Annotated in this window: 22 protein-coding genes and 1 pseudogene; 6 read left to right on the top strand and 17 right to left on the bottom strand. The window is 70.3% G+C overall.

Features of this window, described 5'->3' with window-relative positions; translation table 11 throughout:
• Positions 1-60: 60 nt before the first annotated feature.
• The 4 genes from hpt to dacB form a co-directional block, all read right to left on the bottom strand.
• Positions 61-621, bottom strand: coding sequence for a hypoxanthine phosphoribosyltransferase (gene hpt, locus GTY58_RS24415; RefSeq protein WP_010986089.1), 561 nt, complete (start codon positions 619-621; stop codon positions 61-63).
• Positions 622-674: 53 nt separating this feature from the next.
• Complete coding sequence (gene tilS / locus GTY58_RS24410; protein WP_010986088.1) at positions 675-1,712, bottom strand: tRNA lysidine(34) synthetase TilS; 1,038 nt, start codon at positions 1,710-1,712, stop codon at positions 675-677.
• 195 nt (positions 1,713-1,907) lie between these two features.
• Positions 1,908-3,041: a zinc-dependent metalloprotease gene (locus tag GTY58_RS24405; protein WP_010986087.1), complete on the bottom strand. Its 1,134-nt coding sequence runs from the start codon at positions 3,039-3,041 to the stop codon at positions 1,908-1,910.
• A gap of 95 nt (positions 3,042-3,136) precedes the next feature.
• Positions 3,137-4,819, bottom strand: coding sequence for a D-alanyl-D-alanine carboxypeptidase/D-alanyl-D-alanine-endopeptidase (dacB, locus tag GTY58_RS24400; RefSeq protein WP_042493492.1), 1,683 nt, complete (start codon positions 4,817-4,819; stop codon positions 3,137-3,139).
• A gap of 79 nt (positions 4,820-4,898) precedes the next feature.
• On the opposite strand from dacB, the gene GTY58_RS24395 reads away from it, so the two are divergent.
• Together GTY58_RS24395 and GTY58_RS24390 are read left to right on the top strand one after the other, a co-directional pair.
• Positions 4,899-5,390: an inorganic diphosphatase gene (locus GTY58_RS24395; protein ID WP_010986085.1), complete on the top strand. Its 492-nt coding sequence runs from the start codon at positions 4,899-4,901 to the stop codon at positions 5,388-5,390.
• Between the two features lie 147 nt (positions 5,391-5,537).
• Positions 5,538-7,184 carry a threonine/serine exporter family protein gene (locus tag GTY58_RS24390; protein WP_037649152.1) on the top strand — a complete coding sequence of 549 codons (1,647 nt, stop codon included), beginning with the start codon at positions 5,538-5,540 and terminating at the stop codon, positions 7,182-7,184.
• 102 nt (positions 7,185-7,286) lie between these two features.
• On the opposite strand, the gene GTY58_RS24385 is transcribed toward GTY58_RS24390, so the two are convergent.
• A complete protein-coding gene (locus GTY58_RS24385) occupies positions 7,287-8,306 on the bottom strand; it encodes a VTT domain-containing protein (protein ID WP_010986083.1) in 1,020 nt (339 codons plus the stop codon).
• Between the two features lie 140 nt (positions 8,307-8,446).
• Between GTY58_RS24385 and GTY58_RS24380 the strand changes: the two genes are divergently transcribed.
• Positions 8,447-8,812 (top strand): YbjQ family protein, encoded by a 366-nt coding sequence (locus tag GTY58_RS24380; RefSeq protein WP_010986082.1) that lies wholly within the window; start codon positions 8,447-8,449, stop codon positions 8,810-8,812.
• Between the two features lie 63 nt (positions 8,813-8,875).
• Here the strand turns inward: GTY58_RS24380 and GTY58_RS24375 are convergent, their stop codons facing one another.
• Complete coding sequence (locus tag GTY58_RS24375) at positions 8,876-9,637, bottom strand: MerR family transcriptional regulator (protein ID WP_010986081.1); 762 nt, start codon at positions 9,635-9,637, stop codon at positions 8,876-8,878.
• Between the two features lie 99 nt (positions 9,638-9,736).
• On the opposite strand from GTY58_RS24375, the gene GTY58_RS24370 reads away from it, so the two are divergent.
• Both GTY58_RS24370 and GTY58_RS24365 read left to right on the top strand, forming a co-directional pair.
• The gene (locus GTY58_RS24370; RefSeq protein ID WP_010986080.1) at positions 9,737-11,020 is read left to right on the top strand and encodes an ion channel protein; all 1,284 of its coding nucleotides are present in this window, start codon (positions 9,737-9,739) and stop codon (positions 11,018-11,020) included.
• 33 nt (positions 11,021-11,053) lie between these two features.
• Positions 11,054-12,466 (top strand): glutamate decarboxylase, encoded by a 1,413-nt coding sequence (locus GTY58_RS24365; RefSeq protein WP_010986079.1) that lies wholly within the window; start codon positions 11,054-11,056, stop codon positions 12,464-12,466.
• 24 nt (positions 12,467-12,490) lie between these two features.
• Here GTY58_RS24365 and GTY58_RS24360 read toward each other — a convergent pair whose 3' ends face one another.
• From GTY58_RS24360 to GTY58_RS24335, 6 genes are all read right to left on the bottom strand, one after another.
• The gene (locus tag GTY58_RS24360) at positions 12,491-13,252 is read right to left on the bottom strand and encodes an ABC transporter permease (RefSeq protein ID WP_010986078.1); all 762 of its coding nucleotides are present in this window, start codon (positions 13,250-13,252) and stop codon (positions 12,491-12,493) included.
• A 17-nt stretch (positions 13,253-13,269) separates the two neighbouring features.
• A complete protein-coding gene (locus tag GTY58_RS24355) occupies positions 13,270-14,202 on the bottom strand; it encodes a daunorubicin resistance protein DrrA family ABC transporter ATP-binding protein (RefSeq protein WP_010986077.1) in 933 nt (310 codons plus the stop codon).
• 88 nt (positions 14,203-14,290) lie between these two features.
• Positions 14,291-14,932 carry a PadR family transcriptional regulator gene (locus GTY58_RS24350; protein ID WP_010986076.1) on the bottom strand — a complete coding sequence of 214 codons (642 nt, stop codon included), beginning with the start codon at positions 14,930-14,932 and terminating at the stop codon, positions 14,291-14,293.
• A gap of 24 nt (positions 14,933-14,956) precedes the next feature.
• Positions 14,957-15,496, bottom strand: coding sequence for a DinB family protein (locus tag GTY58_RS24345; protein ID WP_010986075.1), 540 nt, complete (start codon positions 15,494-15,496; stop codon positions 14,957-14,959).
• A gap of 199 nt (positions 15,497-15,695) precedes the next feature.
• Complete coding sequence (locus GTY58_RS24340) at positions 15,696-17,156, bottom strand: aldehyde dehydrogenase family protein (RefSeq protein WP_010986074.1); 1,461 nt, start codon at positions 17,154-17,156, stop codon at positions 15,696-15,698.
• 132 nt (positions 17,157-17,288) lie between these two features.
• Positions 17,289-18,113, bottom strand: coding sequence for a helix-turn-helix transcriptional regulator (locus GTY58_RS24335; protein WP_010986073.1), 825 nt, complete (start codon positions 18,111-18,113; stop codon positions 17,289-17,291).
• 334 nt (positions 18,114-18,447) lie between these two features.
• Between GTY58_RS24335 and GTY58_RS24330 the strand changes: the two genes are divergently transcribed.
• Complete coding sequence (locus GTY58_RS24330) at positions 18,448-18,993, top strand: ATP-binding protein (protein WP_078234370.1); 546 nt, start codon at positions 18,448-18,450, stop codon at positions 18,991-18,993.
• A 120-nt stretch (positions 18,994-19,113) separates the two neighbouring features.
• On the opposite strand, the gene GTY58_RS24325 is transcribed toward GTY58_RS24330, so the two are convergent.
• The 5 genes and pseudogenes from GTY58_RS24325 to GTY58_RS24305 all read right to left on the bottom strand — a co-directional run bounded on the left by GTY58_RS24325 (position 19,114) and on the right by GTY58_RS24305 (position 21,762).
• On the bottom strand, positions 19,114-19,377 hold the full coding sequence (locus GTY58_RS24325) for a DUF397 domain-containing protein (protein WP_037649147.1): 264 nt from the start codon (positions 19,375-19,377) through the stop codon (positions 19,114-19,116).
• A 136-nt stretch (positions 19,378-19,513) separates the two neighbouring features.
• A pseudogene (locus tag GTY58_RS24320) lies at positions 19,514-19,832 on the bottom strand (SRPBCC domain-containing protein); the annotation flags it as partial.
• 97 nt (positions 19,833-19,929) lie between these two features.
• Positions 19,930-20,166 carry a 30S ribosomal protein S18 gene (gene rpsR / locus GTY58_RS24315; protein ID WP_010986070.1) on the bottom strand — a complete coding sequence of 79 codons (237 nt, stop codon included), beginning with the start codon at positions 20,164-20,166 and terminating at the stop codon, positions 19,930-19,932.
• A complete protein-coding gene (locus tag GTY58_RS24310; RefSeq protein WP_010986069.1) occupies positions 20,166-21,509 on the bottom strand; it encodes a GTP-binding protein in 1,344 nt (447 codons plus the stop codon). The genes rpsR and GTY58_RS24310 overlap by 1 nt, the downstream gene beginning before the upstream one ends.
• Positions 21,510-21,513: 4 nt before the next feature.
• Positions 21,514-21,762, bottom strand: a complete 249-nt coding sequence (locus GTY58_RS24305; protein ID WP_010986068.1) for a type B 50S ribosomal protein L31 — start codon at positions 21,760-21,762, stop codon at positions 21,514-21,516.
• Positions 21,763-21,765: the final 3 nt, after the last annotated feature.

The raw sequence follows: 21,765 nt of genomic DNA, 5'->3' as shown, positions 1-21,765 counted from the left end.
ACAACGGCGCGAAACCCGCTGGGGTTCCCGATCGTCTTACGAGAACCGGGCCCAGGGGGTTCAGCCGCCGTAGACGTGGGGCGCGAGCGTACCGACGAACGGGAGGTTTCGGTACTTCTCGGCGTAGTCGAGGCCGTAGCCGATGACGAACTCGTTGGGGATGTCGAAGCCGACCCACTCCACGTCGATCGCGACCTTGGCCGCCTCCGGCTTGCGCAGCAGCGTGCACACCTTGAGGGAGGCGGGCTCGCGGGAGCCGAGGTTGGAGATCAGCCAGGACAGGGTGAGCCCGGAGTCGATGATGTCCTCGACGATCAGGACATGCTTCCCCTTGATGTCCGTGTCGAGGTCCTTGAGGATCCGCACGACACCGGAGGACTGGGTGCCCGCGCCGTACGAGGACACCGCCATCCAGTCCATCGTGACGGGGGTGGACAGCGCACGCGCCAGGTCCGCCATGACCATCACGGCGCCCTTGAGGACACCGACGATCAACAGGTCCTTGCCCGCGTACTCCGCGTCGATCTTCGCGGCCAGCTCGGCCAGCTTCGCGTCGATCTCTTCCTTGGTGATGAGCACCGACTTGAGGTCGGTGCCCATGTCTTTCGCGTCCACCCGCATCACTTTCGGTCGTCCCACCGGGGCTGCCCGGTTCCGCCCGAGGGGGTCCGGATTCAGCCTTGCCGAATCACCAGTCTGCCACCCTGTCGCTGGGCGACGACTTTGCCCGGGAGATTGATGGCTCCCTGACCGCGCCAGCCGGTGATCAGCCGGTCGACTTCTTCGATGTGACGGGCGAACAGCGAACCGGCCGGGGCGCCCGCCTCGATGGCGGCGCGGCGCAGAATGCGGCGGCGCACGGCGGGCGGCAGCGCGTAGAGCTTGGCGCACTCCAGGAGGCCGGCGGCGTCGCGTACGGAGGCCTCGGCCTGGCCGGCCCACACGTCTAGGGCGTCGGCGTCGTCACGGGAGAGCTGGGCCGTCCGGGCGAGGGCCTCCACGACACCCTTGCCGAGCGCCTTCTCCAGGGCGGGCAGGCCCTCGTGGCGCAGCCTGGACCGCGTATAGGCCGGGTCGGCGTTGTGCGGGTCGTCCCACACGGGCAGCGACTGGGCCATGCAGGCCTTGCGGGCGGTCTGCCGGTCGAGCTGGAGGAAGGGGCGGCGGTAACGGCCGCCGGTCCCCGAGACCGCGGCCATTCCGGACAGGGAGCGGATGCCGGAGCCCCTGGCGAGGCCCAGCAGGACGGTCTCGGCCTGGTCGTCACGGGTGTGGCCGAGCAGGACCGCACAGGCTCCGTGGCGCCGCGCGGCGGCATCCAGGGCGGCGTACCGGGCATCGCGGGCGGCGGCCTCGGGGCCGCCGTCACGGCCGACGGTGACGGCGATGGACTCGGTCGGGGTCAGACCCAGATCGACCAGGCGGCCGACGACCTCGTCGGCGCGCAGGTCGGAGCCGGACTGGAGTCCGTGGTCCACGGTGATGCCGCCGGCGCGGATGCCGAGTTTGGGGGCTTCGAAGGCGAGGGCGGAGGCGAGCGCCATGGAGTCGGCACCGCCGGAGCAGGCGACGAGCACGAGCGGCGGGGGCGGCAGATCGTGCGGCACGTCGCGCGGCAGGTCGGCAGAGCCGGGCGCGTGTTCGATGAGGATGTCGTGGAGTACGCGGCGGACCGCCAGGCGTATCGCCGCGACCGCAGGATGGGGACCCATGTCCGGTTCCCTTCATGAAGTTTTCGGGGGGGGTGAGCCCGAGGATCGGTCACTCAGAGTGTGTAGATGGTGACAGAAACGGGCCGTTCCCCGAGCATTGCACGCCTACGCATGCCTCACGGTCCCTCGGACGGGTGATTGAAGGGGCGTTCACCTGCCGTCGGCCGGATTCGTTTCACGACCCTCCACCGGGCGTCACGACTCCGCCTTGCGGTGCACCCGCGCGATCCAGTCCGCCGGTTTGGCGATCTCCGTCTTGGTCGGGAGCGTGTTCGGGGAAGTCCACACCCGGTTGAATCCGTCCATACCGACCTGTTCGACGACCGCCCGCACGAACCGCTCGCCGTCCCGGTACTGCCTGAGCTTGGCGTCCAGGCCCAGCAGCTTGCGCAGGGCGAGGTCCAGCCGGGAGGCGCCCTTCGCCCGTCGCTGCTGGAACTTCTCGCGGATCTCCCCGACGGACGGGACGACGTCGGGGCCGACTCCGTCCATCACGAAGTCCGCGTGCCCTTCGAGGAGGGACATCACGGCGGTGAGCCGGCCGAGGATCTCCCGCTGGGCCGGCGTCTGCACGAGTTCCACGATGGACCGGCCGTCGTCGCCCTCCTCGCCCTCGGGACGACCGCCGGCGAGCGACTGGGCGGCTTCCCTGATCCGCTCCAGCACGGTCATGGGATCCACCTCGGTCTCTCCCAAGAAAGACTGGATTTCGCCCCCGACGTGGTCGCGCAGCCAGGGCACGGCGGTGAACTGCGTGCGGTGCGTCTCCTCGTGCAGACAGACCCAGAGGCGGAAGTCGTGGGGCTGCACGTCGAGTTCGCGCTCCACGTGCACGATGTTGGGCGCGACCAGCAGAAGCCTGCCCCCGCCGTTCTCGGCCGCCGGGAGGTCCCGGGTCGGCGGGGCGAAGGTCTCGTACTGCCCGAGGACCCGGGAGGACAGGAACGACAGCAGCATGCCCAGCTCGACGCCGGTGACCTTGCCGCCGACGGCCCCGAGCACGGCGCCGCCCGGGGTGTTCCCCCTGCGCTCCTGCATCTTGTCCAGCAGGGGCTTGAGGAGCTCCCGGAACCCGGCCACGTTCGCCCGGACCCAGCCGGGGCGGTCGACGACGAGTACGGGGGTGTCGTGGGTGTCCTCGGTGCCCATCCGGGTGAAACCGCGGACGTGTTCCTCCGACGCCTTCGCATGCCGGCGCAGCTCGGCGACGACGGCCCGGGCCTCGTCGCGGCTCACCTCCGGGCCCGGCCGCACGAGCCGGGTCGCGGTCGCCACCGCGAGATTCCAGTCGACCATCCCAGAAGAAGCAGCACCACCGATGCTCGTCATGCGTCAACCGTACGTGAGCGTGTGCGAGTGCGGTTAGGGGTACGACGGCCGGGCGGGCCACCGGGGTGGGGTTCAGGGGGGTGGTGCCGCGGGGGTCATCGGCAGCCGCACTCCGCCAGTGCCGCCGCCGTGCGGTCCAGGGCCGCCCTCGCCGTCTCCTGGTCCATCGACTCGTACGTCAGGAAGGCGAAGGCCAGCAGACGGCCGTCCGTGTCCACCACCGTGCCCGCGAGGGTGTTGACGCCCGTCAGGGAGCCGGTCTTGGCGCGTACGACGCCCGTGCCGGAACGTTGCGCCCCGTCCTCGTAGCGGTCGCTCAGGGTGCCCGTGAAGCCCGCCACCGGGAGGCCCGTCAGGACCGGGCGGAGTTCGGCGTGGGCGGGGTCGCCCGCCTTGGCCAGGAGGGCGGTCAGCAGGCCCGCCGTCAGCCTGTCCTCGCGGTTCAGTCCGCTGCCGTCGCGGAACTCCGCGCCGCCCAGCGGCAGTCCGAGCTTCTTCAGCTGGGCGGCGATCGCCCGCGACCCGCCCTCGAAGCTCGCCCGCTCGCCGCCGGCGAGGGCCGTCTGACGGGCCAGCGCCTCCGCGATGTCGTTGTCGCTGTTGGTCAGCATCCGCTCGACCAGTGCGGACAGCGGCGGCGACTCGACCTCGGCCAGCGCCTGTGACCGGCCCGTCGCCTTCGAGGGACCCGGCGCGGTCGTCCTGATGCCCTTGGCGCGGAGCAACGCGCCGAACGCGCGCGCCGCGTCCGCCGCCGGCTCCTTGCTGCGGGTCGCGGGGCCGCCGACCGTGTCGTCGACGCGCCCTTCGTCGACCATCAGGGGGCTGACCGGGGCGAGGTTCGGGTTCTCCCCGATGGGGTGCAGTACGGGACCCGCGTACAGGGAGACGTCGTACGACAGCGTCACCCGGGTCATGCCGCGCTTCTTCAGCGCGGCCGCCGTCCGGTCGGCGAGCGTGCGCAGACTTGCCCAGCCTCCCCCGCCCTCCTTGCGGGCGGTGAGGGTCGGGTCGCCGCCACCGACGAGGACGAGCTCCTTGGTGTCGGGCTCCAGCACCGCGCGCGTGCTGATGCGGTGGTCGGCGCCGGCCGCCGAGAGCACGGCCACCGCCGTGGCGATCTTCGTGGTGGAGGCCGGGGTCAGCGCCTCGTCCACTCCCTTGCCGTACAGCCGCCTGCCGGTGGCCACGTCGACGACGGCGGCGGAGCGCCGGGTGCCGAGCGAACCGTCCTTCAGCAGCGGGTCGAGAACGCCCGCCAGGGCCTTCTCGGTCGGCGCCGACTTCGTGGTCACGTCCGTGCCGGTGGCGCCGCCGAGCCCGGTCAGCACCGACGCGGCGCTCGGCGCGGGCCTGGGCGCCGTGGCCGGCGTACGGGAATCACGTCCGTGATCTGCGCCACCCTCTCCGCCCCGGGAGGCGGCCCACTCGCGCTCGGCCGTACGCTGACCGGAGGAGTCCCAGGGACCGGCCGCGGTCACCACCCCGGCCGTCAGTGCAAGGCCCACGGTGGCGGCAACGGCCGTGAGCTGGGGGGTGGTGAGCTTCGGGGCCGTGAGCCTTCCGGAGCGCGGGCGCACGACGTGCGCGACCCGCGCGACGTGCGGTTTCACGCTCCCGGTGAGCCGGGCGAGCCCTGGTTTCACGACCCCGGTGAGCCGCGCCGGTCGCGGTTTCACGGCTTGGGCGGTCCGCGCCAGTCGCGGTCTCACGGCCCTCGCGATCCGCACGACATGCGGTCTCGCGGCCCGCCAAGGCCTCAGCTCTGGCACGACCACCAGCCCCTTTCGCGATCACACACCTGCGTGAGGGACACTTAACCACCAGAACTATGTGTTGATCATGGAGGAGCCACCGGTGGAGTTCGACGTCACGATCGAGATTCCGAAGGGTTCGCGGAACAAGTACGAGGTGGACCACGAGACCGGTCGGATCCGCTTGGACCGTCGACTCTTCACCTCGACCAGCTACCCGGCCGACTACGGCTTCGTCGAGAACACTCTCGGCGAGGACGGCGACCCGCTGGACGCGCTGGTCATCCTGGACGAGCCGACCTTCCCCGGCTGCCTCATCAAGTGCCGCGCCATCGGCATGTTCCGGATGACGGACGAGGCCGGCGGCGACGACAAGCTGCTGTGCGTCCCGGCGCACGACCCGCGCGTGGAGCACCTGCGGGACATCCACCACGTGTCGGAGTTCGACCGCCTGGAGATCCAGCACTTCTTCGAGGTCTACAAGGACCTGGAGCCCGGCAAGTCCGTCGAGGGCGCCAACTGGGTGGGCCGCACGGACGCCGAGGCCGAGATCGAGCGTTCCTACAAGCGCCTGAAGGAGCAGGGCGGTCACTGACCGTCTCCGCCCCCCGACGGGCCGCGTGCTCCCTCACGGGAGTGCCGCGGCCCGTTCGCGTATCCGAACGCAAACTTTCGTACGCATACTGAGGCATACGCAAGGTACGTGTGAGAAGCAGGCATACGAAAGGTGAGGCAGGAGCGGGTGACGGAGCCGGAGGCGGAGGATCGCAAACCGCAGTCGGACGAGGCGAGGAGTGCGTTCGCCGCTCCGGTGGGCGTCACGTCGAGCGACGACGAGTCGTCCACGACGTCCGAGTTCGCGCTCCCCAAGGGGCTCGACGTACCGCAGCCGCCCACCGGCGATGCCGAGGGGTCCGCGTTCAGCACCCCGCACACCTACAGCGCCAAGCACGCGCCGCCCGCCTTCACCCCGCCGAGCGGCATCCCCGTCGTCAAACTGACCAAGGAAGCGCCCTGGCAGGACCGGATGCGCACGATGCTGCGCATGCCGGTGACCGAGCGGCCCGCGCCCGAGCCGGTGCAGAAGGTGGACGAGGCGGGGCCCGCGGTGCCACGCGTGCTCGACCTGACCCTCCGTATCGGGGAGCTGCTGCTCGCGGGCGGTGAGGGCGCCGAGGACGTGGAGACGGCCATGTTCGCCGTCTGCCGCTCCTACGGCCTGGACCGCTGCGAGCCGAACGTCACCTTCACCCTGCTGTCCATCTCGCACCAGCCGTCTCTGGTGGACGACCCCGTGACGGCCTCCCGGACGGTACGCCGCCGGGTCACCGACTACACCCGGCTCGCGGCCGTCTACGCGCTCGTCGACGACCTCAGCGACCCGGAGACGGCGATCTCCCTGGAGGAGGCCTACCGGAGGCTCGCCGAGATCCGCCGCAACCGGCACCCGTACCCCGGCTGGGTCCTGACGGCGGCCGGCGGGCTGCTCGCCGGTGCGGCCTCCGTGCTCGTCGGCGGTGACGCGGTCGTGTTCGTCGCCGCCGCGCTGGGCGCGATGCTCGGCGACCGGCTGGCGTGGCTGTGCGCGGGGCGCGGACTGCCGGAGTTCTACCAGTTCACGGTCGCCGCGATGCCCCCGGCCGCGATCGGCATCGCGCTCACGCTGACGCACGTCGATGTGAAGGCGTCCGCGGTGGTCACCGGTGGACTGTTCGCGCTGCTGCCCGGGCGGGCCCTGGTGGCCGGCGTGCAGGACGGCCTCACCGGCTTCTACATCACCGCGTCCGCGCGCCTGCTGGAGGTCATGTACTTCTTCGTGGGCATCGTCGCCGGTGTGCTGGTGGTGCTCTACTTCGGCGTGAAGCTGGGCGCCCAGCTCAACCCGGACCAGGCGCTGGGCATCTCCGAGCGGCCGGTACTCCAGATCGTCGCGTCCATGCTGCTGTCGCTGACCTTCGCGATCCTGCTCCAGCAGGAACGATCCACTGTGCTGGCGGTGACCCTCAACGGGGGTGTGGCCTGGTCCGTCTACGGGGCGATGCACTACGCGGGCGACATCTCCCCGGTTGCCTCGACGGCCGTGGCGGCGGGCCTTGTGGGCCTGTTCGGGCAGTTGCTGTCCCGCTACCGGTTCGCGTCCGCGCTGCCGTACACGACGGCGGCGATCGGGCCGCTGCTGCCCGGTTCGGCGACGTACTTCGGGCTGCTGTCGATCGCCCAGAACAACGTCGACAAGGGCCTGGTGTCGCTCACCAAGGCCGCCGCGCTCGCCATGGCCATCGCGATCGGCGTGAACCTGGGGTCGGAGATCTCCCGGCTGTTCCTGCGGGTGCCGGGGGCCGCGAGTGCGGCGGGGCGCCGCGCGGCCAAGCGGACGCGAGGGTTCTAGCGAGGGTTCCCGCGGGGGGCGGCTGGGTTTCGCCGCGGGGCGGTGGGGGCTGGTCGCGCAGTTCCCCGCGCCCCTGGCGGGGCGCGGTTCCTGACGGCGTACTCAGTTCTGCGGGTAACCCTGGCCGTAGGGGTGGTTCTGGTCCTGACCGTAGTTCTGGTCCTGGCCGTAGCCCTGCCCCGGGTACTGCTGACCCTGGCCGTAGCCCTGCTGGGGGTACTGCTGGGGGTACTGCTCCTCGGGGTAGTACTGCTGCTGACCCTGGCCGTAGTCCTGCGGGTAGCCCTGAGCCTGGTCGCCATACGACTGGCCGTTGCCGTACGCCTGGTCCTGGCCCTGGTTGCCGTACGCCTGGTCCTGGCCCTGGTTGCCGTACGCCTGGTCCTGGCCCTGCTGGATCGGGGGCACTCGCAGCGGCCTCGTCGCGTCGTCCATGACGGGTGCCGCGGGCCGGTCCTGGTCCGGGTGCCGGGCCGGGGTGGGGTCCTGCGGCGGGTTCTTCTTGGACTTGGAGCGCGCCCTCAGGAACTCGATGGCGATCGGGACCACCGAGACGAGGACGATCAGGATCAGGATCGCCTCGATGTTCTTGTGGACGACCTCGATGTTGCCGAGCCAGGAGCCGAGCAGCGTGACGCCGGCGCCCCACAGGACGCCGCCGATGACGTTGAAGACGAGGAACGAGCGGTACTTCATGCCGCTGACGCCGGCGATGATCGGCGTGAACGTGCGCACGATGGGCACGAAGCGGGCCAGGACCAGGGACTTCGGGCCGTACTTCTCGAAGAAGTCGTGCGCCTTGACCACGTTCTCCTGCTTGAACAGCCGGGAGTCGGGGCGGTTGAACAGCGACGGGCCGACCTTCTTGCCGAACATGTAGCCCGCCTGGTCGCCGAGGATCGCGGCGAGGCAGATCAGGGCGATCGCGGCCCACAACGGGAAGTCCAGCGTGCCCGCGGTGATCAGCAGGCCGCAGGTGAACAGCAGCGAGTCACCCGGCAGGAAGAAGCCGATGAGCAGGCCCGACTCGGCGAAGACGATGAGCAGCAGGCCCCAGATGCCGAAGTTGTCCAGGAGCGTGTTCGGATCCAGCCAGCTTGGTCCAAGGGCAAGCGTCGTCACGGTTCCGGGCTCCTGAGGGGTGGAAGGAAGTACGGCGTCCTGGTACGGCCGGACAAAGCTATCAACGCCACGTGTCCACGCCAGGTTCCATCGGCGCCTCCAGGATGCACTGTGCGCCCACTGGGGCAAAGCTGTGAGCCATGGGCATCGAAGAGTACGGCGGTGGCCAGGGTCCCCACTCGGACGTCCTGGTCGTGACGACGAACGACGTACCCGGTTACCGCGTCCAGCACGTCATCGGCGAGGTCTTCGGCCTCACCGTCCGCTCACGTCACCTGGGCAGCCAGATCGGCGCGGGTCTGAAGTCGATGATCGGCGGCGAGCTGAAGGGCCTCACCAAGACGCTCGTGGAGACCCGCAACCAGGCCATGGAACGGCTGGTGGAGCAGGCACGCGTGCGGGGCGGCAACGGCATCCTGATGATGCGCTTCGACGTCACCGAGGCGGCGGACGTGGGTACGGAGGTGTGTGCCTACGGCACGGCGGTGGTGCTGGTCAAGGCATAGCGCCGGCAGTGGCACCGGCCGGTAAGGGGCGTCCGCAACGGCGAACGCCCCTTACCGCTGCCGTCATCCCCCGTGCCGGTCCGCGTTCGCCGCGATCGCGTCCCTCAGGTGCTCGGCCAGGCCCGGGCGCATGGAGTCGTAGAACTCCTTGAACCGCTCGTCGGAGACGTACATCTCGCCGAGTCCGCGGTGGATGTCGTAGGAGCAGTCGTAGAACCACTTGTCGATGTGCAGCCGGTGCTCCTCGGCCATGTCCATCGCGCGGGCGCCGGCCGGTGGCTCGCCCGCGGCCATCAGGCCGTCGTAGCGCTCGCCCCAGTCGGCGACCTCGGCCTGCATGCGCTTCCAGTCGTCCTTGGTGTAGCGGGCCGCACGGCGCTGCGACTCGGCGTACGCCTCGGTGCCGCCCCAGCGGCGCTCGGCCTCCTCGGCGTGCTCCTCCGGATCCTTGTCCCCGAAGACCTCGAACTTCTCCTCGGGTGTGAGGTTGATGCCCATCGTGCGTGCCTCCATGGCGTGCTCCACGGCCGCGGCCATCTTCTGTAGCTGCTCGATCCGGGCGGTCAGCAGTTCGTGCTGGCGGCGCAGATGCGCGCGCGGGTCCGCTTGCGGGTCGTCGAGCAGGGCGGCGACCTCCTCGAGCGGGAAGCCGAGTTCCCGGTAGAACAGGATCTGCTGCAACCGGTCGAGGTCGGCGTCGTTGTAGCGCCGGTGCCCCGCGTGGCTGCGCTCGCCGGGTACGAGCAGTCCGATCTCGTCGTAGTGGTGCAACGTGCGCACCGTGACCCCGGCGAAACCGGCGACCTGTCCCACGGAGTAGCTCACTTCCGCTCCCTTCTCGGTACGCGCTTCAGGCTGCGCCCTCACGCCGCGTGAGGTGCAAGCGGAAATGTCATGTCCGTTTTGCCCGCTTAAGGTGACCCCGTGGCCCACGACACCGTGCACCCGGCACCCGCTCCGGCGACCCCCGCGCGTGTCCTGCTGCCGCAGATCCTCCCGGCACTGGTCGTCGGGGTCGCGGCCAGTCTCCTGTTCGTGGGGGTGAGCGCGCTCGCCGGGAAGCTCCAGAACGTCCTGTGGCAGGACCTGCCCGACGCGCTGGGCATCGGGCGGTACTCGGTGCTCTGGATGATCATCATGCTCACCTGCACGGGTGTGCTGGTCGGGCTGATCGTCTGGAAGGTGCCGGGTCACGCGGGACCCGACCCGGCGACCCTCGGACTCGGCGGGGCCCCGCCGCTGGCGCCCGCCGTCCTGCCGGGGCTGCTGCTGGCGACCGGGCTGATGCTGGCGGGCGGTCCGAGCCTCGGCCCCGAGAACCCGATCATCGCCTCCAACATCGCGCTGGCCTACTGGCTGGGCCGCAGGTTCGTACCCCGGCTGCCCGGCGGCCTGTGGATCGCGCTGGCCGAGGCGGCGACGATCGGCGCGCTGTTCGGGACGCCCGTCGCCGCGGCACTGCTCCTGTCCGAGGCGCTCGCCGGGCAGCAGGCCAAGGGGCCGCTGTGGGACAGCGTCTTCGCCCCGCTGGTCGCGGCCGGCGCGGGTGCCATCACGACCACCCTGGTGGCCCATCCGACCCTCGACCTCGGCCTGCCCCCGCTGGCCAGGCCCGGCTGGACCGACGTCCTGGCCGCGATGGTCGTCGCCGCCGCGGCCGCGGCGCTCGGGATGGTCGCGGTCTATGCCTTCCCGTACGTCCACGGCGCCTTCTTACGCCTGCGGCACCCCATGGTGGCGCTGCCGGCCGGCGGGCTCGTCCTCGGCCTGCTGGCCGCCCTGGGCGGCCATCTGACCCTCTTCAAGGGGCTGGACGAGGTGGGGGACCTGGCGAAGGACCCGGACGGCTGGTCGGCCGGGCAGTTCCTGACCATGGCGGTGGTGAAGCTGGCGGCGCTGCTGGTCGCCGCGTCCTGCGGGTTCCGCGGCGGGCGGATCTTCCCGTCCGTCTTCATCGGTGCGGCGTTCGGCCTGTTCGCCCATGCCCTCGTATCCGCCGTTCCCCCGGCCCTCGGTGTCGCCGCGGGCGTGCTGGGGATGCTTCTCGCCATCACCCGGCAGGGCTGGGTGAGCCTGTTCACGGCCGCCGTGCTGGTGGCCTCGCCCGCGATCATCGCCCTGCTCTGCATCGCGTCCCTGCCGGCCTGGCTGCTGGTGACCGGCAGACCCCAGATGCAGCTTCACGAAGACGGAACCCCGGTCCGTTAGGAACCCCTGGCGGAATTGCTGAGGAGAGACCCCATGCCGCTCCACAAAGGCCCCGTGAAGTCCGACGAACGCCCGATGTCCTTCAACCCGTTCTTCGGGGAGGCCAATCCGGTCAGCGGGATGACCGAGGCCCCGCCCAAGCACCGGCTCGCGGACGGGCCGCTGCCGCCCTCGACGGCGTACCAGCTCGTGCACGACGAACTGATGCTGGACGGCAACGCGCGCCTCAACCTCGCCACCTTCGTCACCACCTGGATGGAGCCGCAGGCCGGGGTGCTGATGGCGGAGTGCCAGGACAAGAACATGATCGACAAGGACGAGTACCCGCGCACCGCCGAGCTGGAGAAGCGGTGCGTGGCGATGCTCGCCGATCTGTGGAACGCGCCCGACGCGGGGGCGGCCGTGGGCTGTTCGACGACCGGTTCGAGCGAGGCGTGCATGCTCGCCGGGCTGGCGCTGAAGCGCCGCTGGGCGCGGCGCAACGCGGACCGCTACCCCGCGAGGGACGTCCGTCCGAACCTCGTCATGGGCATCAACGTCCAGGTCTGCTGGGAGAAGTTCTGCAACTTCTGGGAGGTCGAGATGCGCCAGGTCCCCTTGGAGGGCGAGCGGTACCACCTCGATCCGGGAGCCGCCGCCGAGCTGTGCGACGAGAACACCATCGGGGTCGTCGGGATCCTCGGCTCCACCTTCGACGGGTCGTACGAGCCGATCGCCGAACTGTGCGCGGCCCTCGACGCCCTCCAGGAGCGGACCGGGCTCGACATACCGGTGCATGTGGACGGCGCGTCCGGCGCCATGATCGCGCCCTTCCTCGACGAGGACCTGGTCTGGGACTTCCGGCTGCCGCGGGTCGCGTCGATCAACACGTCCGGGCACAAGTACGGCCTCGTCTCCCCGGGCGTCGGCTGGGCGCTGTGGCGGGACAGCGAGGCGCTGCCCGAGGAACTCGTCTTCCGCGTCAACTACCTGGGCGGCAACATGCCGACCTTCGCGCTCAACTTCTCCCGGCCGGGAGCCCAGGTCGTCGCGCAGTACTACACCTTCCTGCGGCTCGGCCGGGAGGGCTTCCGGGCCGTGCAGCAGACGACGCGGAACGTGGCGCGCAGCCTCGCCGAGCGTGTGGCGGCGCTGGGCGACTTCCATCTGCTCACCCGCGGCGACGAGTTGCCCGTCTTCGCCTTCACGACCGCGCCGGAGGTCGCCTCGTACGACGTCTTCGACGTGTCCCGGCGGATGCGTGAGCACGGCTGGCTGGTGCCCGCGTACACGTTCCCGCCGAACCGGGAGGACCTGTCCGTGCTGCGGGTGGTGTGCCGCAACGGCTTCTCCACCGACCTCGCCGAACTGTTCGTCGAGGACCTGAGCCGCCTCCTGCCCGACCTGCGCCGCCAGGCGCGCCCACAGACCCACGACAAGGACGCGGCGACCGGTTTCCATCACTAGGGCCTGCCCGGCGGACTTCCGGCCCTAGCGGCTCAGGCGCGCGAACCTCCGTACCGCCAGCGGGAAGAACACCGCCAGCAGTGCCAGGGGCCAGGCCACGGCGGCCCAGATGTGCCCCGGTTCGCCGCCGGGGCCGCCGAACAGGTCCCGTACCGCTGTGACCGTGTGCGACATGGGGTTCCACTCGACCGCCGTGCCCAGCCAGCCGGGCATCGCGTCGGGGGTCGCGAAGGCGTTGGACAGGAAGCCGACCGGCCAGACCAGGATCTGCACGGCCTGCACCATCTCCGGCCGCCCGGCGACCATCGCCAGGTGGATGCCGATCCAGAGCATCGCGAAACGGAGGAGCAGGAGCAGTGCCACGGCCGCGAGGAAGGCCCCGGGTCCGCCGTGCGCCCGCCAGCCGATGGCGTACCCGACGCCGGTCAGCACGGCCAGGCCCAGCGCCGACTGGAGCATGTCGGCGGCCGCGCGGCCCACCAGGACGGCGCCGTTGGCCATCGGCAGCGAGCGGAACCGGTCGATCACGCCCTTGTTGAGGTCCTGGGTGACGGCCAGCATCGTGCCCTCCAGCCCGAAGGCCATGGTCAGCGCGAGCATCCCGGGCACCAGGAAGTCGACGTAGTCGCCCGCGACGCCCCGGCCGCCGCCGACCAGGTAGCCGAACATCAGCAGCAGCATCACGGGGAAGACCAGGCCGATGAGCGCCTGGACCGGCTGCCGCGCCCAGTGGGCGAGTTCGCGCCGGGTCATGGTCCAGGAATCGATCAGCGCATACGTGCTCACACGGCCTCCTTCGTAGCTTAGGCACGTCCGGTCAGGCGCAGGAACACCTCGTCCAGCGTCGGCCTGCGCAGCGCGACGTCCTCCGCCTCGATGCCGGCCGCCTCCAGGGCGCGTACGACCCCGGAGAGCGCCGCCATGCGGTCGGTGACCGGGGCGCTGAGCAGACGGCGGTCGCGGTCCACGCGGACCCCGGACGTACCGACCGGCAACAGGGCGACCGCGGCGCCCAGTTGACCGGCGTCCCGCAGAACGACGTCGATGCGGTCGCCGCCGGTGCGCGCCTTCAGCTGGTCCGCCGTACCGTCCGCGACGACCCGCCCGTGGTCGACCACCGAGATGCGGTCGGCGAGCTGATCGGCCTCCTCCAGGTACTGGGTGGTGAGCAGCACGGTGGTGCCGCCGCCGACCAGGGAGCGCACCGCGGCCCACACCTCGGCGCGTCCGCGCGGGTCGAGGCCGGTGGTCGGCTCGTCGAGGAACAGCACCTCGGGCTCGGCGATGAGGGACGCGGCGAGGTCGAGGCGGCGCCGCATGCCGCCGCTGTAGTGCTTGACCGCCTTGGGTCCGGTGTCCGCGAGCCCGAAGCGGTCCAGCAGCTCGCCGGCCCGCACGCGCGCGTGGCGGGTGCGCAGATGGTGCAGGCGCGCGAACATCTCCAGGTTCTGCCGGCCGCCCAGCTCCTCGTCGAGCGCGGCGTGCTGGCCGAGGAGGCCGATGCGCAGACGCACGTCGTAGGCCCGGCGCAGGACATCGCGTCCGGCGACCTCGACGCGGCCCTCGTCCGGCCGCAGCAGCGTGGTCAGTACGCGCACCGCGGTGGTCTTGCCCGCGCCGTTCGGGCCGAGCAGACCGTGGACGGTGCCGCGCGCCACCGTCAGATCGAGCCCGTCCAGGGCCGCCTTGTCCCCGTACCGCTTCCGTAGGCCTTCGACGACGATCGCGTCGGTCATCAGCCATCCCCCACTTCCCAAGTATGCAAACTTGACTAGTGCACTGCCGACGGAGGCTATGCCCGCTCGAGGCGTTAGTCAAACTTGATTAGCGAGCGTCCTCCGGATGCCGCTCCCCCGTCGCGTACGGGTTCTCCTCGCCCTCCGTCAGCACGCCGACGAACGGCTCGCCCTCGCCCGTGAAGGTGTAGGCACCGCCCTCGATCCGCTCGATGAGCCCACGGGTCCACGCGGCGTCGGAGTCGGCCCGGTGGACCCAAAGGTTCATGATCTCGCCGATGTGGCCGAGCTGTTCGGGGCCGTCCTCGGGCACATAGTGCTCGGTGACGGCGGCCCGCCACTCCTCGATCCGCCGGATCCGCTCCTTCAGGAGCGCCACCGCCTCGTCCCGCGCCAGATCGACGATGAAGCCGATGCCCGCCGACTGGATGTCCATCTTCTGGTCGTAGGCGACCAGGGACTCACGCAGGAGCGAGCGGAACTCCTCGGTTCCCTCGGGCGTGATCTCGTACTCCGTGCGCGGCGGCCCGCCGACCGTGGACGGCGCGATCTCGTGGGCGTGCAGCAGCCCCTGCTTCGCCATCTGCTTGAGGGCGTGGTAGATCGAGCCGGGCTTGGCGTTGGACCACTCGTGCGCGCCCCAGTACTCCAGGTCGTTGCGCACCTGGTAGCCGTGGGCCCGCCCGTGCTGGCGGACCGCGCCGAGCACCAGGAGACGGATCGCTGACATGCGGTCCAGGTTAGAGCGCGGTGCTCAACCGGCCTGCTCCCGGGCCACCAGCTCGAAGGCGGTCGCGCCGTCGAGGGACTCCCGGATGATGTCGGCGTGGCCGGCGTGGCGGGCCGTCTCGCGGATCAGGTGGAGCGCCACCCAGCGCATCGAGACCCGCTCGTCCGGGGGGAACCAGGGATCGTTCGGGAGCGGGAAGGTGTCGTCGAGGCTGGGTACGGAGCGGATGAACGCCTCCGTCTGTGCCGCGACCTTCTCCCAGTACGCGAGCTGCGACGCGACGGTCTCGTCGCCGACGAGCACGAAGCACTCGTGCCAGTTCGATTCGTCCCGCTTGACCGCGGGTGCCTCCTGCCGGGCGCGGGCGATCCAGCTCTGCTCGACCTCGGCGACATGCTTGACCAGCCCGGACAGGGACAGTTCGCTGGCGCTCGGCCTGGTCGCGGCCTGCTCGTCGGTCAGGCCGAGCAGCGCCCGCCGGATACCTCCGCGCTCGCCCTCGAGGAAGGAGAGCAGCGCCCCGCGCTCGTCGCCGGGTGCTTCCGCGGATACGTGGGTGACCATGACCGGCCGCCTTTCTTCGGTTCCTCTTGCCTGACACCGACGAAGCTACGGGCCCTTGCGGTCAGGTTCTGTCCGCAAGGACCCGGCGTACCGAAAGAATCACTCCCGGGGTCGGCCCGGGATGAGAAGGGGATCCGAAGGGGACCAGAAAGGGGATCCGAGGGGATCCGAAAGGGATCCGAAGGGCATGTGCCCGGGATCAGAACGGGAAGAAGCTCCGCCCGTGCTGCACCGAGATCCACTTCTGCGTGGTGAACGACTCGACCGTCGCCTCGCCGTTCAGCCGGCCGATGCCCGAGGACTTCTCGCCGCCGAAGGCGACCAGCGGCTCGTCGTGGACGGTGCCGTCGTTGACGTGGAACATGCCGGTGTCGATCTGCTTGGCGAAGGCGACACCGCGCTCGACGTCGGCCGTGTGGACGGCGCCGCTCAGGCCGTACGGGGTGTCGTTGACGATACGGACCGCCTCCTCCTCGCCCTCGAAGGGGATGAGGAGCGCGACCGGGCCGAAGATCTCCTCCTGGAGGATGGGCGCGTCGGCGGCCAGGCCGGTCAGGACGGACGGCTCCACGAGGTTGTCCGTGGTGGTGCCGTGCACCAGCGCGATGGCGCCGTCCGCGATCGCCTGGTCGACGGCGCCCGAGATCGCGTCCGCCTGCGAGGAGTTGATGACCGGGCCGATGATCGTCTGCGGGTCGCGCGGGTCACCGGACTTCAGCGTCTTCACCTTGGCGACGAACTTCTCGGTGAACTCCGCCTCGATCGAGCGGTCCACGAGAACGCGGTTCGCGGCCATGCAGACCTGCCCCTGGTGCACGTACCGGCTGAAGACCGCGGCGTCCACGGCGTAGTCGATGTCCGCGTCCTCCAGGACCACCAGGGCGCTGTTGCCGCCGAGTTCGAGCACCGAGCGCTTGAACTGGGCGGCGCAGACGGTGGCCACGTGGCGGCCAACCTTGTCGGAGCCGGTGAAGGAGATGACCTTCGGGACCGGGTGCTCGAGAAAGGCGTCGCCGATCTCCGCGATGTCGGTGATCACGACGTTCAGGAGGCCGCCCGGCAGACCCGCGTCCTCGAAGATCTTCGCGATCAGCGAGCCGCCGACGATCGGTGTGTTCTGGTGCGGCTTGAGGACCACGCCGTTGCCGAGGGCCAGGGCCGGGGCGACGGACTTCAGCGACAGGAGGAAGGGGAAGTTGAACGGGCTGATCACGCCGACGACGCCGACGGGCACGCGGTAGAGGCGGTTCTCCTTGCCGTCGACCGGCGAGGGGATGATCCGTCCCTCGGGGCGCAGCGCCAGGTTGATCGACTCCAGGAGGAACTGCTTGGCGAGGTGCAGCTCGAAGCCGGCCTTCAGATGCGTGCCGCCGAGCTCGGCGATGATGGCCTCGGTTATCTCGGCCTCGCGGTCCTCGATGAGGCGCAGGGCCCGCTGGAACACGGCACGGCGGGCATACGCGTTGGTCGCCGCCCATTCCTTCTGGGCCGCGGCGGCCGCCCGGTAGGCCTCGTCCACCTCGTCGACCGTGGCTATGGTGATCGACGCGAGCTTCTCACCGTCGTACGGGTTGAAGTCGATGATGTCCCAGGACCCTGTGCCCGGGCGCCACTCACCACCGATGTACTGCTGAGCCAGATCGGTGAAGTAGGACGACATGTGTGATCCCTCAATCCCTTGCAGCCGGGGCGGACACCCGATCGACGTCGGTCGACATCACGGTCTGATTACACGTCATCGTACGTGTGTTTCAAGGGAGTTGAGGGCAACTCGGGGAGCCCGGGGAGGCGTTCAGGAAAGCTGGAGCAGTCCCCTGAGGAGATCGCGGCTCTCGGCCGGCCCGGGGCTGTCCTGCTGCAACTGCTTCAGCGCGCCCTCGTACTGGGTGACGTCCTCGCGCTTGTCCAGATACAGCGCGCTGGTCAGCTGCTCCAGGTACACCACGTCGGACAGATCGGACTCGGGGAAGCTGAGGATCGTGAAGGAGCCGCTCTCGCCCGAGTGCCCGCCGAAGCTGAACGGCGTGACCTGAAGCCGTACGTTGGGGCGCTCCGAGATGTCGATCAGGTGCTGGAGCTGGCCCCTCATCACCGTGCGGTCGCCGTACGGGCGGCGCAGCGCGGCCTCGTCGAGGACGACGTGGAACTCGGGGGCGGACTTCGCGGCAAGGTACTTCTGCCGCTCCAGACGCAGCGCCACCCGCCGGTCGATGTCGGCGGCGGACGCGCCCTGCATGCCGCGCGCGACGACCGCGTGCGCGTACGCCTCGGTCTGCAACAGGCCGTGCACGAACTGGACTTCGTACGACCGGATGAGGTGCGCCGCGCCTTCCAGGCCGACGTACGTCGGGAACCAGCTCGGCAGGACGTCCGAGTAACTGTGCCACCAGCCCGCGACGTTGGCTTCCTTCGCGAGCGAGAGGAGGGAGGTGCGTTCGGAGTCGTCGGTGATGCCGTACAAGGTCAGCAGGTCCTCGACATCGCGCGTCTTGAAGCTCACCCGTCCCAACTCCATGCGGCTGATCTTCGATTCGGAGGCGCGGATCGAGTAGCCGGCCGCTTCCCGGGTGATGCCGCGCGACTCCCGCAGACGCCTGAGGTGCGATCCCAGCAGCATGCGCCGCACCACCGAGCCGCTCGACTCCCCAGCGCTCACTTCCTCAGCCTCCCCAACCGTCTTCCGACCGCGAAGTCTGCCACTAAAACACTCCGAGCTGTACTCATCCAGTTACAGAAAGAGTAAGGAGTTACGGATGAGCCACAGGGGATGATCAGGAAAAGGCAAGCAGGCGGGAAGAAAGTGACAGAAGAAATGAGTAACAAGCGGTACGGGGAGGTCAATTCAGGCGCGTGCACGTGCATCTGCCCTTGCATCTGCTGTACGCATCCGAAACCATGGTCTCGCGCCACCGCTGCATCGCAACGACCGCGAACACCCGGGAGTGCCTCGCATGGGGACGAATGGATCGACCATGCTCGAACCCTTACGGCAGGGGCTTCCGCCACTCGATCCCGCGGCCGTGTCCAACGCCGCTTCGTGTGCCCTGCCCGCCCGCTATGAAGCGGTGCGCGAGGCGCGGCAGTTCACCCGCAGAACGCTCGACCAGTGGGACGCCGGCGACCGCTTCGACGACATATGTCTCGTGGTCTCCGAACTCGTCACCAACGCTCTGCGGCACGCGCTGCCCTCGGACACCCCGCGCACGAACGAGCAGGACCCGCCCGTGCGGCTCCACTTGATGCGCTGGACCTCGCGACTGGTGTGCGCCGTGCGCGACCCCAGCCACGACAGTCCCGTCGCACGGGAGTCGGAGGACTTCTCGGCGGAGTCGGGCCGCGGCCTGTTCCTGGTCGACTCGTTCGCGGACAGCTGGGGCTGGCACCCGTCACCGAGCCCGCACCACGAGTCGGGGCGCGGACACGCGGTCACCGCCGCGTTCAACGGCAAGGTGGTCTGGGCGCTGTTCCGGCTGACCCACAATCCGGCTTCCGAGTAATGCACCACGGCGTTTTCTGACGCCCCGTATCTACGCGTGTTACACACCGCGGCGCCTTTGTGCGCCGCGGTTCTACGCGCGTCACGCAGGGTCGTCGCGCGATTGCCGCGCGTCGTGGGTTCAGCCGCCGACGATCAGGTGATCGAACTCGCCGTCCTTGATGCCGAGGAGCATGGCCTCTATCTCGGCACGGGTGTAGACGAGCGCCGGCCCGTCGGGGAACCGCGAATTCCGCACCGCCACCTCACCCCCGGGCAGCCGGGCGAACTCCACGCAGGACCCCTGCGAGTTGCTGTGCCTGCTCTTCTGCCAGGCCGCCCCGTGCAGCCTCGTCGCAGCCATGCCGTTGTACACGTCATCCACGTCGTACACGTCGTGGTCCACAGGTCGCTCCCCGGGTGGTGCATTGGCTGATGTGGCCATTGATGCAGTGGTCAACTGCCCCGGATCATAACTCCGTTCACATGCAGATGCATGAGCAGATGCACGTGCACGGGGGGTGGTCCCGCGATTACAGCTTTTACGGTTGCTTGACCAGTCGCTCAAGCGCTTTCCCCGGAGCTCGCACCACATGCGATCTCCAGCCCCCGTCCATGATTTTCCGCGCCATCAGCCGTGCCGGGTCGTCCGGATCGAATCCCTCATGTACTAGGAACAGACGCGTACCGCGGCCTTCCTGTTCCAGTGTCCACGTAATGGTCCAGTCCGCGGGACGGGCGGGGTCGGCGTCGGCCCGGCGGACGCGCGGCGTCCGCCGGGCCGAGAACGCGAGAACCCGCACGTAGACCGTGCCGGAGAAGCCGGAGTCGGGGCCGCGGCACGAACGTCATCGTGTACCGCACGAACGTCATCGTGTACCGCGCGGAGGGCGTCGTGTACCGCGCGGAGGGCGTCGTACCGCGCGGAGGCGTCGTGTACCGGTGCCCGGCTTCGGGATCAGCGGCTGGAGTACGGCAGCAGCGCCATCTCCCGCGCGTTCTTGACGGCCCTCGCCAGCAGCCGCTGCTGCTGGGCCGTCACGCGGGTGACCCGGCGGCTGCGGATCTTGCCTCGGTCGGAGAGGAACTTCCGCAGCAGATCGGTGTCCTTGTAGTCGATGTAGGTGATGCCGTTCTGGTCCAGGGGGTTCGGCCGCGGCGTGGACGCGACCTTGCGGACGGGCTTGCGGGGCATCAGGCCTCCAGGAGGGTGTCGAAGGCGGGCGGCAGCTGTTGCCAGGCGGCGCGGCCCGCGGCGTACTCGGTGTCGGTCAACAGGCAGGACTCCAGAAGGAGTTCGAGGCCGTCGCGGTCCAGGCCCGGCGAGGTGAAGACCAGGTGCTGGCAGCAGTCCCCGTGCTCCGGGTGCCAGTCCAGCGCGGCGGCGGCCCGGCGCACCGGTGGGACCAGGTCCCAGGCCGCGTCCGGCAGCGAGGCCAGCCAGGGCCCCGCGTTCTCCACGCACAGCGCACCCCCGGCGGCGTCCCAGTGCAGCAGTGTGTCGGGCCGGTCGGCGAGCCAGAACCGTCCTCGGCTCCGGGCCGCCGCGCAGGTCAGATCCTCCAAGGCCGTGTACAGCCGCTCGGGGTGGAAGGGGCGCCTGCGGTGCCATACGAGGGTGGCGACGCCGTGGGCATCGGCCTCGGCGGGCAGCCTCGCGCACGCCGGGTGCTGGGCGGCGGCGGCCGCCTCCACGTCGAACCCGGCGAGGGCGGCGTGCGCGAGCGCCGAGAGGGGCGCGCCCGCGGGTGTCCGTCCCGAGGCGCGCACGCTCTCCGTACGCATACCCTCCGTGCGCCCGACGCCCGTATGCCCGTCGTCCGTATGCCCGTCGTCCGTATGCCCGTTGACCGTGTGCCCGTCGTCCGTATGCCCGTTGACCGTGTGCCCGTCGGCGGGCTCCCCGCCCTGGTGGCCCGAGCCCGCCGAGCCCTCTGGCCGGTCGCCCGCGATGGGGACTTGGCGGGCGGTCGGGTGCAGCTGCGCGAGCAGGGCCCGGTCCTCGTCGTCGGCGTGCTCGGACTCGGCGACGGCCAGGACGGGCGCGTACTCCAGTTGCCGGGCGAACGTGTCGGCGACCGTCCGCCGGTCCGTGGCGGCGGCGGCGAGTCCGGCGTCCGCGAGATCGTCCCCGTTGCCGAGGCAGGGCAGCAGCAGCGCGGGGTCGACCGCGGTGATCACCCCGGTGAGCCGCAGCCCGCTCCCCGCCACCACCTCGGCCATCGCCTTCGGCTCGACCGAGTCCCACAGCTCGACGACGGCCAGCCTGGTGCGGCCCGCGTCCGCGAGGCGCTCCAGTTCCGGCACCAGGTCCTCGCGCAGGGCGCAGCACGCGCAGTCGTCGACGAGGGGGGCCTCACCGGCCGACAGCAGGCCGGTGGCGTCGCGGACGGTGCGTACGACCGTGCCCGCCGCGGCGGTCGCGAGGTCGTGGTGGAGCGCGACGCTGCCCGGTACGTCGGCGAGCAACCGTGCGACGGCGGCCCGCCGCGCGTCGGCGTGCAGCCCGCCGACGATCACCACTGAGAGGTGACTCATCGGCTCAGCTCCCCTTTCCGTACCGGCGCTCGAAGCGCTCCACGCGCCCGGCCGTGTCCAGCACGCGTGCGGTGCCCGTGTAGAAGGGGTGGCTGACGTTCGAGATCTCGACGTCGACCACGGGGTACGTGTGGCCGTCCGTCCACTCGACCGTCTTCTCGCTCGTCATGGTCGAGCGGGTGAGGAAGGCGTGGTTCGCGGCGCGGTCCCGGAAGACGACGGGCGCGTACGCCGGGTGGATTCCTTCGCGCATGAC

It is taken from the genome of Streptomyces sp. SID5469 (assembly GCF_009862865.1).
GTDB classification, from domain to species: Bacteria; Actinomycetota; Actinomycetes; order Streptomycetales; family Streptomycetaceae; genus Streptomyces; species Streptomyces avermitilis.
The sequence above is the reverse complement of the archived record's forward strand: the minus strand, read 5'-3'. Positions and strand labels throughout refer to the sequence as shown.

Coding starts and splice junctions, on each gene's coding strand:
- hpt (WP_010986089.1), bottom strand. CDS start 621: ATGCGGGTGGACGCGAAAGACATGGGCACCGACCTCAAGTCGGTGCTC.
- tilS (WP_010986088.1), bottom strand. CDS start 1,712: ATGGGTCCCCATCCTGCGGTCGCGGCGATACGCCTGGCGGTCCGCCGC.
- GTY58_RS24405 (WP_010986087.1), bottom strand. CDS start 3,041: ATGACGAGCATCGGTGGTGCTGCTTCTTCTGGGATGGTCGACTGGAAT.
- GTY58_RS24380 (WP_010986082.1), top strand. CDS start 8,447: ATGGGCATCGAAGAGTACGGCGGTGGCCAGGGTCCCCACTCGGACGTC.
- GTY58_RS24365 (WP_010986079.1), top strand. CDS start 11,054: ATGCCGCTCCACAAAGGCCCCGTGAAGTCCGACGAACGCCCGATGTCC.
- GTY58_RS24355 (WP_010986077.1), bottom strand. CDS start 14,202: ATGACCGACGCGATCGTCGTCGAAGGCCTACGGAAGCGGTACGGGGAC.
- GTY58_RS24350 (WP_010986076.1), bottom strand. CDS start 14,932: ATGTCAGCGATCCGTCTCCTGGTGCTCGGCGCGGTCCGCCAGCACGGG.
- GTY58_RS24345 (WP_010986075.1), bottom strand. CDS start 15,496: ATGGTCACCCACGTATCCGCGGAAGCACCCGGCGACGAGCGCGGGGCG.
- GTY58_RS24340 (WP_010986074.1), bottom strand. CDS start 17,156: ATGTCGTCCTACTTCACCGATCTGGCTCAGCAGTACATCGGTGGTGAG.
- GTY58_RS24335 (WP_010986073.1), bottom strand. CDS start 18,113: ATGCTGCTGGGATCGCACCTCAGGCGTCTGCGGGAGTCGCGCGGCATC.
- GTY58_RS24330 (WP_078234370.1), top strand. CDS start 18,448: ATGGGGACGAATGGATCGACCATGCTCGAACCCTTACGGCAGGGGCTT.
- rpsR (WP_010986070.1), bottom strand. CDS start 20,166: ATGCCCCGCAAGCCCGTCCGCAAGGTCGCGTCCACGCCGCGGCCGAAC.
- GTY58_RS24310 (WP_010986069.1), bottom strand. CDS start 21,509: ATGAGTCACCTCTCAGTGGTGATCGTCGGCGGGCTGCACGCCGACGCG.
- GTY58_RS24305 (WP_010986068.1), bottom strand. CDS start 21,762: ATGCGCGAAGGAATCCACCCGGCGTACGCGCCCGTCGTCTTCCGGGAC.